Source organism: Psychrobacter phenylpyruvicus DSM 7000 = NBRC 102152, from assembly GCF_000685805.1.
GTDB lineage: Bacteria > Pseudomonadota > Gammaproteobacteria > Pseudomonadales > Moraxellaceae > Psychrobacter > Psychrobacter phenylpyruvicus.
On record NZ_JMKP01000047.1, the window covers coordinates 1 to 15,675 of the forward strand.

12 protein-coding genes and 1 pseudogene are annotated in these 15,675 nt (G+C 41.2%); 6 read left to right on the forward strand and 7 right to left on the reverse strand.

The window, feature by feature from the left end; translation table 11 throughout:
• Positions 1–66: 66 nt before the first annotated feature.
• A protein-coding gene (locus tag G561_RS0112315; protein ID WP_115342958.1) for an IS3 family transposase occupies positions 67–1,232 on the forward strand; the annotation gives its coding sequence in 2 pieces (ribosomal slippage) (positions 67–325 and positions 325–1,232; 1,167 coding nt in all).
• A 236-nt stretch (positions 1,233–1,468) separates the two neighbouring features.
• Positions 1,469–2,929, forward strand: a complete 1,461-nt coding sequence (nhaC, locus tag G561_RS14630) for a Na+/H+ antiporter NhaC (protein ID WP_051584550.1) — start codon at positions 1,469–1,471, stop codon at positions 2,927–2,929.
• A 219-nt stretch (positions 2,930–3,148) separates the two neighbouring features.
• On the opposite strand, the gene G561_RS0112325 is transcribed toward nhaC, so the two are convergent.
• Both G561_RS0112325 and G561_RS14635 read right to left on the reverse strand, forming a co-directional pair.
• Positions 3,149–4,135 (reverse strand): glutathione S-transferase family protein, encoded by a 987-nt coding sequence (locus G561_RS0112325; protein ID WP_028859830.1) that lies wholly within the window; start codon positions 4,133–4,135, stop codon positions 3,149–3,151.
• Between the two features lie 347 nt (positions 4,136–4,482).
• On the reverse strand, positions 4,483–5,103 hold the full coding sequence (locus tag G561_RS14635; protein WP_051584551.1) for a PepSY domain-containing protein: 621 nt from the start codon (positions 5,101–5,103) through the stop codon (positions 4,483–4,485).
• Positions 5,104–5,369: 266 nt separating this feature from the next.
• On the opposite strand from G561_RS14635, the gene potA reads away from it, so the two are divergent.
• From potA to G561_RS0112350, 4 genes are read left to right on the forward strand one after another with little or no spacing between them, the layout of a single operon-like run.
• Entirely contained in the window at positions 5,370–6,602 is a 1,233-nt protein-coding gene (gene potA, locus G561_RS0112335; protein WP_227674045.1) for a spermidine/putrescine ABC transporter ATP-binding protein PotA, read from the forward strand.
• A gap of 49 nt (positions 6,603–6,651) precedes the next feature.
• Positions 6,652–7,527 carry a spermidine/putrescine ABC transporter permease PotB gene (gene potB, locus G561_RS0112340; RefSeq protein WP_028859832.1) on the forward strand — a complete coding sequence of 292 codons (876 nt, stop codon included), beginning with the start codon at positions 6,652–6,654 and terminating at the stop codon, positions 7,525–7,527.
• Between the two features lie 9 nt (positions 7,528–7,536).
• Positions 7,537–8,313, forward strand: coding sequence for a spermidine/putrescine ABC transporter permease PotC (gene potC, locus G561_RS0112345; protein WP_028859833.1), 777 nt, complete (start codon positions 7,537–7,539; stop codon positions 8,311–8,313).
• Positions 8,314–8,323: 10 nt separating this feature from the next.
• A complete protein-coding gene (locus G561_RS0112350) occupies positions 8,324–9,463 on the forward strand; it encodes an ABC transporter substrate-binding protein (RefSeq protein ID WP_028859834.1) in 1,140 nt (379 codons plus the stop codon).
• A gap of 16 nt (positions 9,464–9,479) precedes the next feature.
• Here the strand turns inward: G561_RS0112350 and G561_RS0112355 are convergent, their stop codons facing one another.
• From G561_RS0112355 to G561_RS0112375, 5 genes and pseudogenes are all read right to left on the reverse strand, one after another.
• Positions 9,480–10,547: a glycosyltransferase family 2 protein gene (locus G561_RS0112355; protein ID WP_028859835.1), complete on the reverse strand. Its 1,068-nt coding sequence runs from the start codon at positions 10,545–10,547 to the stop codon at positions 9,480–9,482.
• A 67-nt stretch (positions 10,548–10,614) separates the two neighbouring features.
• The gene (locus tag G561_RS0112360) at positions 10,615–11,838 is read right to left on the reverse strand and encodes a hypothetical protein (RefSeq protein WP_028859836.1); all 1,224 of its coding nucleotides are present in this window, start codon (positions 11,836–11,838) and stop codon (positions 10,615–10,617) included.
• A gap of 5 nt (positions 11,839–11,843) precedes the next feature.
• Positions 11,844–13,205: a glycosyltransferase gene (locus G561_RS0112365; RefSeq protein ID WP_028859837.1), complete on the reverse strand. Its 1,362-nt coding sequence runs from the start codon at positions 13,203–13,205 to the stop codon at positions 11,844–11,846.
• 32 nt (positions 13,206–13,237) lie between these two features.
• A complete protein-coding gene (locus tag G561_RS0112370) occupies positions 13,238–15,058 on the reverse strand; it encodes a glycosyltransferase family 2 protein (RefSeq protein WP_028859838.1) in 1,821 nt (606 codons plus the stop codon).
• 295 nt (positions 15,059–15,353) lie between these two features.
• Positions 15,354–15,675 (reverse strand): annotated as a pseudogene (locus G561_RS0112375) (integrase core domain-containing protein); the annotation flags it as partial.

A 15,675-nucleotide genomic window follows, 5' to 3' on the forward strand; every position in this document is an offset into this window, starting at 1 on the left:
TGATGTATGCTGAAAAAACCGTAGACAAAAACTTGGTAAACTAAAGAAGACAAATAGGAGTTTACCATGACTAAGAAAGTTAAGAGATACAGTGAAGAATTTAAAGCAGAAGCGGTTAAAGCAATAGAGAATAATGGTGGTAATATCAGTGCCACAGCAAGGCAGTTAGGGCTACCAATGCAAACGCTAGCTAATTGGCAACGAAAAGCCAATCAAGGCAAACTCAAAGGTACTAAGCAGTACGATCCAGAGCTTGTCTCAGCCCTTGAGGAAATTAAGCGTTTAAAGCGAGAGTTAAAGATTGCACAAGAAGAGCGAGAGATACTAAAAAAGGCCACGGCGTACTTTGCGAAGAACGGTCAGTAAGGTACGCCTTTATTGACCATCACAAATATGAATTTAGCATTACCAGCATGTGTAAAATCCTTGATATCAAACCATCAAGCTACTATGACTGGACGAAGCGTGATATCAGTGCTCAGCAAATACATCGTAACCGCTGTGAGCTACTTGTTAAAGCTGCTCACAGTGAAACCAAAGAGAGATATGGTTATCAGCGTCTACACGCACATTTAAGTGAACAAGGGCACGATGTCAGCAAGTATATGGTACGTAGTATCAAGGAAGAACATGACATCAAATGTAGACGTCATAAGCGCTTTAAAGTGACAACGGACTCAGATCATAACAAGCGAGTCTATCCTAATTTGCTTAAACAACAATTTGGCGTTAATCGTCCTAATTGTGCGTGGGTCAGTGATATCACCTACATCTGGACAGATGAGGGCTGGCTCTATTTAGCAGGCGTCAAAGACTTGTATACCAAAGAATTGGTTGGCTACGCTATCGATAAACGCATGAAAGCAGATTTAGTCTGTAGAGCCTTAAATAAAGCAATCAAGGATAAACGACCTAGCCAAGGGCTTATTGTACATTCAGATAGAGGTAGCCAGTACTGTAGCGATGATTATCGCACAATCATCAGTAAATACGGTTTTAAAGGATCTATGAGTGCTAAAGGCAACTGCTATGATAACGCGCCAATAGAGAGCTTCTGGGGCGTTTTAAAGAATGAGTTAGTATATCATCATCATTATAAAACTCGATTTGAAGCAATCAACAGTATCATCAAATATATTGAGTTAGATTACAACCAAACGAGGATTCAGCAGAGTTTAGGTATGAGATCGCCAAGACAGGTTTGGGTTGATTTCTACCGTCAGGCTGCGTAATTAAAATCTCCCAAGTTTAGGTGTACGGATTTGACGGCAGGGGTCACCGAGGGCGTTTTTTTATACTAATAAATAAATTGCCAAAAAAACCATTCATCCAAAAAAAGATAAGTTTTTCCAGCCAAAAACTTGAAAGCAATAAAAATTTTTAATACCCTTAAGTTTAATTTTATTACACAGTTGTCCTATAAAACTTATGGATAGCGTATTTTAAACTAAGGAGACTGCACCTTTTTATGATAAAAAATAAGCCCTACGATCCTGAGGTAAAGGGCTATAGAGCCTCATCAAGCTTTCTACTAGACATTGCTCCCCTCGTACTCACCGCCATGATTTTGATGGTGCAGTTCTTCATCTTCAAAGACTTCACTCCTCATATTCCTTTAGCCTGTGGTATCTTGATTACTGCGGTCTTTATGGCAGCCCGCGGCCGCAGTTGGGAAGGTATGGAATCCCGTTTTTTACGCGTAATTCGAGTAGGCTTGCCAGCCATTATCATCTTAATGGGTGTGGGTATGCTAATCGGTGCCTGGATTATTGCAGGTACGGTACCGACCATTTTGTATTATGGTTTTGAAATTTTTAGTCCCTCATCTTTTCTAGTATCGGTCTGTGTCATTTGTGCCATTATTTCAATTGCTACCGGCTCTTCTTGGGGTACGGTGGGTACTGTAGGGCTGGCAATGATGGGTATTGGCTCGGGTCTTGGTTTACCGCCGGAATTAACTGGGGGTGCCATCGTATCCGGTGCTTTCTTTGGTGATAAAATGTCGCCACTTTCTGACACCACCAACTTAGCGCCAGCGGCAGCAGGTATTGATATCTGGACCCATATCAAAGGCATGTTACCAACCACAGTGCCCGCTTTTGTTATTGCATTAGGCTTGTATGCTTGGATTGGAGCAGGTTATGGCTCTGATGCTGTTGACATGTCATCTGTTGAAATTATGCAGCAAACAATGGCAGATAATTACACCATTAGCCTGATCACCTTATTACCCGCATTGGTGGTGGTAGGTGCAGCGGTCATGCAGTTTCCAGCCATTCCTACCGTTTTGATTGGGGTGTTCGTGGCCTCATTAATCGCTTTTTTTATGCAGGGAGTAGGGGTACACGATATCTTTGTGGTATTACAAGATGGCTTTGTCAGTGAAACAGGGGTCGAAATGGTCGATCAGCTACTGACCAAAGGCGGGGTCATGTCGATGACTTGGGTGGTGACATTGACTATATTTGCACTGGCTTTTGTCGGCTCACTTGAGCACTACGGCACGCTCAAGGCCATTATGGTTAAGTTAAATAAAATAGTTAAGAGCAGATTTGGTCTTGTAGGTTCAACTTATGGCATTGTATTAGGGGTAGGCACTATCATTGGTGATGTGTACACTACGTTAGTATTACCAGGTCGATTGCTGAAAGATAAATATAAGCAAATGGGCTTCAAGCGCACGACATTAACCCGTTCTATTGAAGACTGTGGTACCTTGTTATCGCCACTTATTCCGTGGAATATGGGCGGTAGCTTCGTGGCGGCAACACTGGGCGCAGCCACATTAACCTATGCTCCTTATGCTTTTGTTTGTTGGATTTCACCGATTATTGGTTTGATATGGTTGCTGCTAAATAAATTTATTCCTCGTCAGAAGCCGCAAAGAGTAGAAGCAATGGAAAACCTGTTGCATCCAGATGCCCGCTAATAGCAGTTGTGGGTAGTCTATTTGGTAGATACTCACCAATCTAAAATTCCAAATACAAAGCAAAGCCATTCTGATGTTGAGAATGGCTTTTTTAATGGCATTGGAAGTAAAAAAAACCCAGTTAAACTGTCTGGAGGGCAGTAACTGGGCTAAGGAAAACAATCTATAGCTTACGATCTATAGCTTTAGCATTTTAGGTATTGTTGTTTGCAATAAAGATTAAGCAGACAGCTGCTCACGACCATGTGGCGTCATGAAGTCAATCTCAGGACCACGAGGTACAATTAGGGTTGGATTAATGGTGTCGTGACTACCATAATAATGGGTTTTGATATGAGCCATATCTACGGTTTCGGCTACCCCTGGTACCTGATATAAATCGCGGGTATAGCCCCATAGGTTAGGGTAGTCCACAATGCGTCTGATGTTACACTTGAAGTGACCGACATAGACAGGGTCAAAGCGAACTAGGGTGGTGAATAAACGCCAATCTGCTTCGGTAATGGTGTCGCCGGTTAAATAACGATTGTTCTCTAACCGAGCCTCGATAGTGTCCAGCGCCTTAAACAAATCAACGACCGCTTCATCATAAGCTTCTTGAGTAGTAGCAAAGCCAGATTTATATACCCCATTATTGATATTGGGATAGATAAAGTCGTTCAGTTCATCAATTTCAGCCAATTTCTGCTCTGGCAAGAAGTTCACTTCTTTATTACCGCCCACTTCATCGAAGGCTGAGTTAAACATACGGATGATTTCAGATGATTCGTTACTAACAATGGTATTATTCTTTTTATCCCACAGTACCGGCACAGTCACACGTCCTGAGTAATCAGATTTTGCCGCGGTATAGACTTCATACATATATTTAGCGTTATGGATGGGGTCAGGAATAACGCCTTCACCTTCGGCAAAAGTCCAGCCGTTTTCATGCATATAAGGGTTGACGACTGATAACGAAATCAGGTCTTCTAAACCCTTTAATTTACGATAGATAAGGGTGCGATGTGCCCAAGGGCAAGCCAAAGAGACATATAAATGGTAACGATTGGGTTCAGCCCTAAAACCATCACTGCCAGAAGGACCAGCGCTACCATCTGCAGTTACCCAGTTTCTAAAACGAGATATATCACGTTCAAATCGACCTTCATTGGCTTCGGTATCATACCATTGGTCGTGCCATTTTCCGTCTATTAAAAGTCCCATTCTTTTTCTCCCTATTGAGTGGATTGATTACTGATAAAATATGATATGAAAACTAAAAAAGTAAAAAGTTAAAAATAAAACAATTAAGTCAAAAACAAGTGGCTATCATTGCTGTCCCTAAATGTTAAGTCCATGATATAAGTTGTCATAAAGATTATAAACAGCTGTATTTGCAAATGATTGTTCTTATTTTGATAACAATATTCTTAACAATCTTCATGGCAATATGGAATATAACAAAGTTAAAGTGAATAATTAAAAGTTAATAGCCATAAAAATAGGGGCACTAACACCCCTATTTTTAAACCAGTAATATATTGTTTTTGAATTCAGTTTCGCTAACAGAATTAGTCTAGTTTGGTACTTAGGATGCTACCAGTATTGGCATCAACTTTAACTTCATGCTTTTGATTGTTGGCAACTAATTTAACTTCATAAACTGATACTCCTTGCTCAACATCGAAGCTGATTTCATTAGCAACAGATCCAGGCATACTATCAGTAGCAACTTGCAGAGCTTGTTCTAAACTAACTTTTGCTTGTTGTAATGCTTGATGCTCTGCTTGGTCTTCAGCATCTAAGTTTTTTTGTGTCACATTGATGATATTTGCAGTGGCTGCATCTACTTTGATCTCATGCTTTAAGTCATTAGCAATGACATCAATTTCGTAATCTGCACGTGTACCATTGTCGTGGGTATCAAAGTCAACACTGCTCACATCACCAGCGGTATTTTTTAGGGCAGCGGCAATGGCATCATTAATATTGATAAATTCAGGTTGTGCCACGCCAGCTTGTTCAGGGGTTTGAACGACTGCTTGATCAACTGGTGCTTGCTCAGTAGTTGTTTGGGACGCTTGGTCTGCTTGATTTGCAGTGGTATGCTCAGCATCGTTGCTAGCGTTATTACAGCCCGTTAAGGCAAAGGCAAGTAGGGTTGCTGAAGTAACTAATGTCACTTTTTTCATAATATAAATCCTATTTACTAATGTATGTATTGTATTAAGCTAACAGTGTATATTAATGATTTATTTATTAGAATTAGTTAGAGTTGCTTGGCTTTATTCTACGGTGTTATTGACTAAGTATACTGTAACAGTTTGATATTTTATGTTTATGCTAATGTTGGAATTGTTTGATAAGTCATGTAGGATAACGCCCTTTTAGGTTTCTAATTCTAGTCGCTTGGTTTAACTTGTTTTTATTTTCCACTTTTTGATATGAGGCGGTTTTTATGTCAATAAATGATAGTTCCTCCGATAGTTCAGCAACATTACCTGAAAACGCCCTAAAAGATCCTTTAGTCGAAAATAATGCGTCGGCTGATTCTTTGATCAAATCGTCTGCTGATGTAAAAAAGATAGACAAAAAAGCCTTGCTACGTATCCGTGGTCTAAGTAAATCTTATGACGACACGCAAATTTTGAAAGGCATTGATTTAGATATTTATGATGGCGAGTTTTTAACTTTGCTGGGCCCGTCTGGGTGTGGTAAGACCACTTTATTACGCCTAATAGGTGGGTTTGAAATGCCAGATGCAGGTTCAATGCAGCTTGATGGTGTCGATATTACTAGCCTGCCGGCAGAGAAGCGTCCGATCAATACCGTGTTTCAGCAGTATGCTTTGTTTCCGCATATGAGTGTTTTTGACAACATTGCATATGGTTTAAAGCTAAAAAAAGTACCCAAAGATGAGATAAAAATACGGGTAAAAGAAGCTTTAGAAATGGTGCAGTTAGAGCATACCATCAATAGACGGCCACAAGATTTATCAGGGGGTCAGCAGCAGCGTATTGCCATTGCTCGTGCTGTGGTTAACCGCCCTAAGATGTTGTTACTGGATGAGCCATTATCTGCGCTAGATGCGAAGATGCGGGTGCAAATGCAGTCTGAGCTTAAGCGATTACAGCGTGAGCTTGGGATTACATTTGTGTTTGTGACTCACGACCAAGAAGAGGCATTATCGATGTCGGATCGTATCGCGGTCATGAAGGCAGGGGAGTTTCAACAGATTGATTCGCCCATTCGGATTTATGAGTCACCTGCTAACTTGTTTACCGCTAATTTTATTGGGGAAACCAACTTATTTAAAGCACGTGTGCTGGAGGTGAGTGACTCCCGTATTAAAGTTGAAGTTACTGAGCAAAAAGATGGATTCCACCCAGTACGAGACTTACCGCGTCCTAAATTTGAGGTGCAAGTGGGTCAAAGTATTAACTTATTGCTACGCCCTGAAGATATCCGTGTTTATTATCTAAACGAAGGTTATGATGGGCTTGTGGGTTATGTGGTAGATAGTGCTTATAAAGGCAGTACTCTAGACTCGGTAATTCAGCTTGAAAATGGCAATCTGATTAAGACATCAGAGTACTTTAACGAAGATGATCCCAACTTTAACTATAAGTTAGGTCAAGAGGTTAGAGTGGATTGGGTTGATGGCTGGGAGTGGATCTTACCTGATGAATAAGTCGAATGAAACAAACAACTTAGTAGATACTAGTAATTCAGTAAACACAATGACCCCTGCCGCTAGCAAAAGCCCACTGTTTCAGCGGGTGACTTTGTTTGTCATTTGGGCGTGGTTAATTGTCTTTGCCCTTATCCCCAATATTTTGGTGGTATTAGCAAGCTTCATGACCCGGGATGAAGATACGTTTTTGGCATTGCCATTAAATGCAGAGAGTTATTTGCGCTTTATTGACCCTTTATATCTTAAAGTGTTTTTGCATTCACTGAGCATGGCTTCTATTACTACTTTAATTTGTTTGGCTTTGGGTTACCCCTTTGCGTGGCTAGTGAGCCGTGTTGCAAAAAAGTGGCAATCATTTTTGATGTTATTACTCATCATTCCTTTTTGGACCAATTCCTTGGTGCGTCTATATGCAGTTAAACTGATTATAGCGGCCAATGGTTTATTAAGCACAGCCTTAATAGCGATGGGACTTATTGATGAGCCATTACAAATTTTATATACCGAAAAAGCAGTCATTGGCGGGCTAGTATATCTATTGTTCCCGTTTATGGTACTGCCTTTATATGCGGTCTTTACTGATCTGCGCGATGATATTGTTTTGGCTTCAAAGGACTTGGGCGCCAATAAGTTTCAGACCTTTTGGCATGTGATATTGCCTTTAACCACGCCGGGCATAATATCTGGGGTACTGTTGGTACTGCTACCAGCAATGGGTATGTTCTATGTGGCCGATATCCTAGGCGGATCTCGTAACTTACTGGTGGGGAATATCATTAAGTCGCAGTTCTTAGACGCACGAGACTGGCCATTTGGGGCTGCTGCCAGTGTGTTATTGACCCTGACAATGGCGATATTGATTGCAGCTTATTATGCCAGCAGCAAACGTATCGGCAAAACTGATCATAACGAAGTGGCTTAAGGGGTGAGTATGAGTAATACAATGAAGTGGCTTTCTCGCCTTTATTTAACTTTTATCTACCTAGTGCTTTTTGCGCCCATTTTAGTGATGGTGGTGTTCTCATTCAATGCCTCAAAAGTTGGCTACACTTGGAGTGGCTTTAGCTTTAACTGGTATCATGAACTGTTTAATAATGAGGCAATGATACAAGCGGCCATGAATTCAGTTCTATTGGCGGTGGTAGCAGCAACGGTGACCACAGTTATTGGTAGCTTGACCGCCTTGTCCTTTCAGCGTTATAACTTCAAGGGCAAAAGCGTGCTACAAAGCTTGCTATTTGTGTTGATGATGTCGCCTGAAATTGTGTTGGCCATCTCGTTATTGGCATTATTTTTGATGATAGGCATTGAGCTTGGCTTTGTGACTTTATTATTGGCCCACATCACTTTTTGTCTGCCTTTCGTGGTGATTACCGTATCGGCTCGATTGGCAAGTTTAGACAACAGCATACTTGAAGCCGCTCGCGACTTAGGTGCTAGTGAATTTACGATGATTCGTACGGTGCTACTTCCAACTATCATGCCGGCAGTGCTCGCAGGTTGGGTACTGGCCTTTACCTTATCACTTGATGATGTGGTGGTCTCTACCTTTAACACTGGGGCAAGTTTTGAGATTTTGCCGTTACAAATTTACTCCATGGTGCGTGTTGGAGTGAAGCCGGAAGTCAATGCAGTGGGGACCATCTTATTGGCCATATCCCTAGTGGGATTGGTCATATCACAGCTGTTATTGCTCAGAAAACGTTAAGGATATTTATATGTCAAACAATAAGTTTCTCACGCGCCGACGTTTTTTGGAGATGACAGGGGCAGGTTTGGCCGCGCTATCAGGCGTGAGCGCTCTTAGTGGCTGTCAGCCCAATAGCTCATCTACTGATGTAGATGGTGACTCTGCTGGTGCGGTGAGCAGTAGCGGAAAAAATGTGGTCAATGTCTACAACTGGACCGAATACATTTCAGATGATGTGCTAAAGGCTTTTACCAAAGAAACAGGCATCGACGTGGTATACAGTACCTTTGACTCCAACGAGGCGATGTATGCCAAGCTAAAGCTTATGGGCAACAGTGGGAATTATGACGTTATTTTCCCCGGCACTGACTTTGTTGATAAGATGCGCAAGGAGAATATGCTTGAGGTGATCGACCACAATAAGCTTAGTAACTTTAAGCATTTAAATAAGTCGTTTTTGGATGTCGACTTCGATCCCGAGAATAAATTCAGTGTGCCCTACCTTTGGGGCTCTTCTGGGATTGGGGTTAATACCAAGCGTATAGACCTATCGTCTATCACCTCATGGGATGACCTTTGGTTACCAGAGTATAAAGGCCGGGTCATGTTAATGAATGACCTACGTGATGTTTTTGCCTTGGGCTTATTGACCTTAGATCTACCGGTGGCTACCCAAGATCCAAAACACATCAAAGCCGCTTATGAGAAGCTGACTAAGATGATGCCTAATGTGCGCACTTTTAACTCGGATGCGCCGCGTATGCCATTCTTAGAAGGAGAGACTTACTTAGGCATGGTATGGAATGGCGAGGTCATCATGGCTCAAGATCAAGGCATGCCAGAGCTTGATTTTGTGTATCCCAAAGAGGGTGCCATTATGTGGATGGACAATATGTCTATTCCCAAAAATGCCAAAAACTTAGAAAACGCTTATGCCTTTATTGATTTCTTATTGCGTCCTGATAATTCAGCGATAATCAGTGAGGAGATTGGTTATGGTTCACCAAGTGATGCAGCCAAAGCCTTGATGCCTCCTGAAATGGCCAATAATAAAATCATTTACCCTCCAGAGGATTTATTAGGTCATGCGCTATTCCGCCAAGATGTTAGTGATAAAACAATGGCCCTATATCAACAGTATTGGGACCGCTTAAAGGTAGATATGTAATTTATTACTTGCACATTTAAACAAAAGGAGCGTTAGCGCAATGCGCTAAATCTAGCTCCTTTTTTGTGGGTGATCTAATAACTTGTATCGGAGAGGTTTGCTGTTTTTGCCATTTGATAAGCCCCATTGACACAAATTGCTGTAACCAACCTTGCATGGGCCAATGTTGCCATTTGTTATAAAAACGATTCGCATTGAGTACTATACTGTCTAAATGATTTAAGGGGGGACGATATACACTATGCTGCTGGTGATAGGCCACATCAGCTGTTAGATACAAGTCTATGCCTAAGGTGCGAGCGGTAAAGGCGAAATCGGTATCCTCTGCACCATAGCCCACATACTGGGTATCAAAGCCGCCAATTTTTGTAAACTGCTGACGATTAATGCCAAAGCACAGACTCCAAAAAGCGCCATAGTCGTCTGTTTGCATTAAAGGCGTTTTTATTTTTGCAGTAGCATCTGAGAGTTCAGAATCTATTAGTTGTGCCGGACTAACGTTGCAAGTGTTGATTAAGTCAGCAGGGAGAGCTGATGGTTTCGAATCTTCTGGATCGAAGTTATAACGATAAGGGTTATAGACCGACAGCTGATCAAGGTGCGAAGAGGGTAGTTCACCTGCTTTTAATTGTAAACTTTCTTCATCAGTTAATGGCCGAGTCAGATAACGCGGCTGTGCCATTAGTAGTGCCTCAGGATAGCTTTGCAACTTAAGTGTCATTTGTTCAACGAAATAAGGAGCTACTATACAGTCCACATCCAAAAATATCAGCGATTGTTGGCTGGCGTGTTCGCTACCCAAATTACGGTTGTGGCCAATATCAAACTTAGCTTTGCTACCCGCTTTGGTAATACTAATAATGGTAGTGGGTATTTTAATAATGTTTAGATCAAACTCAGCCAGACGCTTCGGATCGGCATCGTCATTAATGATAATTACCTCAGCAGGCTTAACACTGCCATGCTCAAGACTGCTTAGTAAATTAAATAGATGTGTATTGCGTCCATAGCAAGTAGTAATGACGCTTACTGCAGCCAGCTTAGAGTCGGTATTTGCAGTTTGAAGATCTGAATTTAAGCTCATTTATCCATACCCTTATTGCTCCAGTTAACCCTTATTGATTTAAGGACAATTCCAATATTTCATAGCATCAGCTGCTATAAGTAGGCCTCAAGCTAAGTCTTGTTAACAACCATTGTTCAAACCAAGGTTTAACCCCTTTAAAGTCCACGGTACTCTGCATTAATTCTCTGGCACAAGAAGCTGTGCTACTGTGGTCACACACCTCATCAGGTCTTGAAACTGAGTTGCTAGTGTTTAAGCCTAATGCTGTAGTTACTTCAGTGCTACTTTCTACTGCCAAAGCCAACTCTTCAAATTGATGCCAATCCATAGCCCGGCCGTCTGTTACTAAAGCTTTGGCCATAACTTCTTGCTCTTGATGTGGACGCTGATCAGGAAGTACCACAAGGGGAGTATTATGGTTATATACTTGTGCAACTGCGTTAAGGCCACAGGCCATAAATAGGCAGTCACTATGCTCAATAAAAGGCATCACATCATCGACATGAGTAGCCATATCAACATAACAACGCACATCCTCCATGATAGGACCAAGCGATATAATGAACGCATTGGGTAGAAGTTGGCGTAATCTAGGCAGCTTGTCATCAATGGCTTCATGGCCGCCATAGCCCTTAATTACCGTTACAATAGGACGATTCTCTAGGCTTTGCGACTCATTATTATTGTTTGGCGACGGCATAGAAATTAATGATTGAAGGAAATCATTGTAGGTCCCAGTGTTAGCTAATTCATCGCTTTTTTCGAAATTAACAAAATCAAGATAAAGCGTCTTTTGACGCAGCCATTTCGGTATATCTGCCGAGTCTAGGGCCTGAGGATAAGGGGCCAACAAGCCTAAAGCACCGCTAAAAGCCGTTATATGAGGCAGGTCTTCACGAGAGCCTGGCAATCTAACATACAGGTAGGGGATACTCGTTGCCCGACAAAGCATGGCGACTTCTACGCTGACGTCAATGATCATCAGCTCAATTTTACGCTGATAAATAGTGGTTAATAGCTGATGGCTACGGTCTTGTATGTCGCTATTGCCCACAGGGGAGTAATGAAGACAACTCGGCTGCCAATAGTCTCCAGCACGACCAGGCAATACATCAGTGCTAAGCTCATCTTCAGCACTAAGTCGAATGACTTGTGACTCAGGAATAGATTTAAAGCAATAACTATCAGATGTCACACTGGTAAATACCGTGATATGACTTCTTTTATCTAAGGGCAGTAAAGAGGCTAGTTTATCCACTTGCCGACAGTGGCCTGAGCCATGATGATGAGCGTAGTATCCAATATTCACGGCCGCTATTCCTCAGCAATATTGACTGAGCTAATTTCAACAGACTTTAATGAACCATGGTCTTCATTAGCTAAGGACTGCATGCGATCTTGCAGTTGCTGCCATTGCTCACTTTGAGATTTTATAAACAGGGCTTGATTCTGCGATAATTGGCGTTGAACCACATTAAGATTAAGCTGATCTAAAGTTTGGTGATACAAGTCTAAGTAACCGTCAACCATAGCTTGCACAGAACAAAAATCGATGGCGCGATCTCGGCAAGCTTGACGTGAAATCTTATTTATAGCATCAAACCCTTGGATAAAAGAGTCTTTATCTTCTTTTGGGACAATTATTCCAGTTTCTGGGGTAATAATTTCAGAGCTGGCCCCAGCATCAAATCCTAGTACTGGCGTCCCACATGCCAAGCTTTCAGCGAGGGTTAATCCATAGGGCTCATCCCAGGTACTGGTAAATAGCATGGCGGTGGCGTGGCGTAAATAATGGTTGATTTCAGATTTTGTCAGGTGACCCACATAAGTAAATAGCTTATCTTCACCCTGAAGGCTATCTTGATGCAAAAGTGGCTCGATATCCTCCTTGAAGTAGCCTTCATTACTTTTGGGCCCAGCGATGATTAATTTCTTATTGGCCTGTTTACAATACTGCATAGCCAAATGGGTCCCTTTCTCTGGACAAATGCGCCCACACCAAAAGTAAACTTCTTCGGCTATAGGGTCTACATTGGCGCTAAAAGACTCTACGTCAATGCCGTTATAGACCACATGTGAAGGTACGAATTCTGAAAAAAGTTGCTGCTGATATTCACTAACCGCAGTAAATTGAGTACTGGTACCCTGACTTAGGGTCAACAGCGCCAGATTTAGCGCTGGAAATATAGGGGTATGAAAAGTGGTAAAAAAACGTGGCCCAAATGCTTGGCCTGTCATCATAGGGATATGGTGTAAACTGTGGTTGTGAACAATGTCAATTTCACCCCGTTCATCACGCGCTATTATGTCGCGCATTGCCATTTGATAAGCTAAATAACTGTGTAACTCATCACGGCCCATTGATAAGTTTTCAGGCCCCGTCTCTCCAATGAGTTGATCAAAGTCGTCTTCTGTGAGTAAAGGAATCAAGGTAGCTTTTGTTTGACTGTCTTTATGTGCATATAGCAGCACTTCATGACCACGATTGACCAACTCATCGCATATCAAGTGGGTCATTTTTTCTAGCCCGCCAGCATAGGGCTCAGCTATGGGGTATAAAGAGTGGGCGACAATGGCTATTTTTAATGAGTCTGGCGAATGTGTTTCAGCATAAGTCTTGTTTTTATAGATAGAAGTAGCTTGACTAGCGTTTGTGGTATAGGGGGAAGATAACATAGGGTCCTCAAAGCCAAAAGTTTATAAAATTATTATTGATTTATACGTTGCTCAAGATGCTGCTTTTGGCGTTTACTAACAAAGTCTTCACTGTTAGCAACAAACTCTGGCAGTTTTGGATTGGTTAGTTGTTTTTGTAACTGATTCAACCCAGTTGTTGCTCTATCTTTAGTTTGCTCTTGCGACTTGACGGCTATTTGGAAGTAAGTCGACCTTGACCCTACGAGAGGATCTGTAATTTTATTTATATAGGATTGGGGCTGTACTAAAGATTTATCGGTTATGTCTTGTGGGTCTTGTTGCTTAACCTGGTTGAACTCTTCGGTCTCTTTGAAATTAGCAGTAGCGACTATTAACGCTCCCAGTTTTATTGCCAAAAAGCTTATGGAAGCCAGAAATAGATAAGGGGAATAGAGGGCAGTTAATGGAGAAACCAGCACCGCTGTTAGTAGGTTTAATAGCATTAATAGCTTCGGAGCAACCCTAAAATTTTTTATAAAATCGTTGGTATCGCTATCAAGCAACCTTTGTTTTGGGGTGCAAGTAAAAGGTTTGTCCTGTCCCCATAGCACTGGTAACCATGAGATCGCGCCTATCTCCCAAAAGCTGAGATGCATAAGCCAGGTACGAAGTCTGGCCTTGAGGTTAAATTTATGTTGGCCATTTAATTGCTTATTTAGAGGGGTCTTATCTTGAAAGTAGGCCCATAAACGTCTGAGTGCAAACAAACCATAACCGCAATAGACTGTCATTAAAAGCCATTGAACAGTGCTGCTTTTAATAGCAAAAACAGTGGGGAAAATTACTGAAGCTACAATAATAAATAAGCTAACGATATGCAGTAAAATAAATGGAGCGGTGAAATTAACCCAAGCTGTAAGCTGAGAAAGATGAGCGCGAAGATAGCCAAAGCGTTCTACTAAAGATAGCTTGTGGTTACCCAAATTAGTCGATGTAGCAGCCGGGGCAAAGCTAAAATATCCGCTTAACACCTGCATGTTGCCGTAAATCCAGCGACGACGCTGAGACATTAAATCTTTGAAAGTATTGGGTAGAAGACCCGTAGATATAACTTCCGGAATGAATTGAGTATATAGACCGCTACGGTGTAACTTAACACCCATTTGGGCATCTTCAGTAATAGAATCAGAGGACCAACCCCCTAATCTCATCAAATCACTACGTTTAATTACAGCATAGGTGCCGGTGGACAAGGCTTTATTACTGTTAAAGCTACGAAATAAATGATGATTGAAATAATGATTTAGTTCGCTGTGAACCTCATTTTGGCCACTACTGCGATAGAATTGTGGGAATTGTAATAGGCTGTGATTCGGGTAGTGCGAAATGGCAAGGGCAATAGATTCTCTAGCATGAGGTAGGGCTTGATAGTCACTATCTACCACCACTATATGACTGCAATTAACATCCATCAACTCTAGTGCTAAGTTTAAAGCACCAGCCTTATAACCTTCGATTTTATCTACATGATAGAATCTAACCTTTAATTTTGGATTTAATTGATTACAAAAGTCAGCTAAGGGTTGATATAAGTGCTCTTTTTGATTGTTATTATCAATAATTAGGATTTCATCTTGTGGACTTTTGATTGCCAATAACGAATTTATAGTGTCAATGACCAGCTCAGGAGGTTCTGCACAGGTCATAATTTGAAAACTCAACGCAATCTCTTTTTCGCTGCAACTAGAATTGTCAGAAAAAGAAGCAAGTGCTGAAGTATTATTCAAAACCGTAGGGCTTTGATTGCGTAATAATCCTTTAAATTTTTCTCCATTTTTTTGTAATATCTTGCTACTTGTTATTTTAGTAAACTCTAATGCTCCGTGATTCATGGCTCATCCTTAATCTAAAATGACAATAAACAATCATTTGTGGATTTAATTTTCTAATAATTATTTTTTTAATAAGTTTTAATTTTATTAATATAATTGTTAGTAATACCTTAAGTGATGAGCTAAAGTAAATAGGCTAATAATAAAATTAACATAATACAGTTAGAGTAGTTATTAAAAGTTACGTCAACTGAACGTAGATGGATTTTTTTTACAATTTGCACTTATAAATATGTTATTAAAATTCGATAACTGTTTGCGGTGTTTGTCAACATAGTTGTCACCATTTAATGAATTAGGCGACTCTCATCTTATCAATCGATTTTGGCTCTTTTACTGGATTTAAAGTCGTTGGGGGTACAGGTGTACAATCTCTCACCTCTCGGCCACCCCAGCGCGCAGGATTTAATGCTTTCGCACTCTCTATCGTCTGCTTACGATTTGCTAGAATGACTTTATCCTCCCCCATATGGCGCTCATTAGGGGTCACAAATCTAAGCTGACTGTGCTTATGCTCCATGTTATACCAATGAGCAAACCTAAGCACCCAAGCTCTCGCTTCATCAAGACTATTAAACCCATCTGTGGGCCAATCCGGGCGGTACTTGCACGTTTTA

Excerpts from the sequence above, each read along its gene's own strand:
- G561_RS14635 (WP_051584551.1), bottom strand. The coding sequence starts at position 5,103 with ATGAAAAAAGTGACATTAGTTACTTCAGCAACCCTACTTGCCTTTGCC.
- potA (WP_227674045.1), top strand. The coding sequence starts at position 5,370 with ATGTCAATAAATGATAGTTCCTCCGATAGTTCAGCAACATTACCTGAA.
- G561_RS0112350 (WP_028859834.1), top strand. The coding sequence starts at position 8,324 with ATGTCAAACAATAAGTTTCTCACGCGCCGACGTTTTTTGGAGATGACA.
- G561_RS0112370 (WP_028859838.1), bottom strand. The coding sequence starts at position 15,058 with ATGAATCACGGAGCATTAGAGTTTACTAAAATAACAAGTAGCAAGATA.
- potB (WP_028859832.1), top strand. The coding sequence starts at position 6,652 with ATGACCCCTGCCGCTAGCAAAAGCCCACTGTTTCAGCGGGTGACTTTG.
- G561_RS0112365 (WP_028859837.1), bottom strand. The coding sequence starts at position 13,205 with ATGTTATCTTCCCCCTATACCACAAACGCTAGTCAAGCTACTTCTATC.
- G561_RS0112325 (WP_028859830.1), bottom strand. The coding sequence starts at position 4,135 with ATGGGACTTTTAATAGACGGAAAATGGCACGACCAATGGTATGATACC.
- nhaC (WP_051584550.1), top strand. The coding sequence starts at position 1,469 with ATGATAAAAAATAAGCCCTACGATCCTGAGGTAAAGGGCTATAGAGCC.
- potC (WP_028859833.1), top strand. The coding sequence starts at position 7,537 with ATGAGTAATACAATGAAGTGGCTTTCTCGCCTTTATTTAACTTTTATC.
- G561_RS0112355 (WP_028859835.1), bottom strand. The coding sequence starts at position 10,547 with ATGAGCTTAAATTCAGATCTTCAAACTGCAAATACCGACTCTAAGCTG.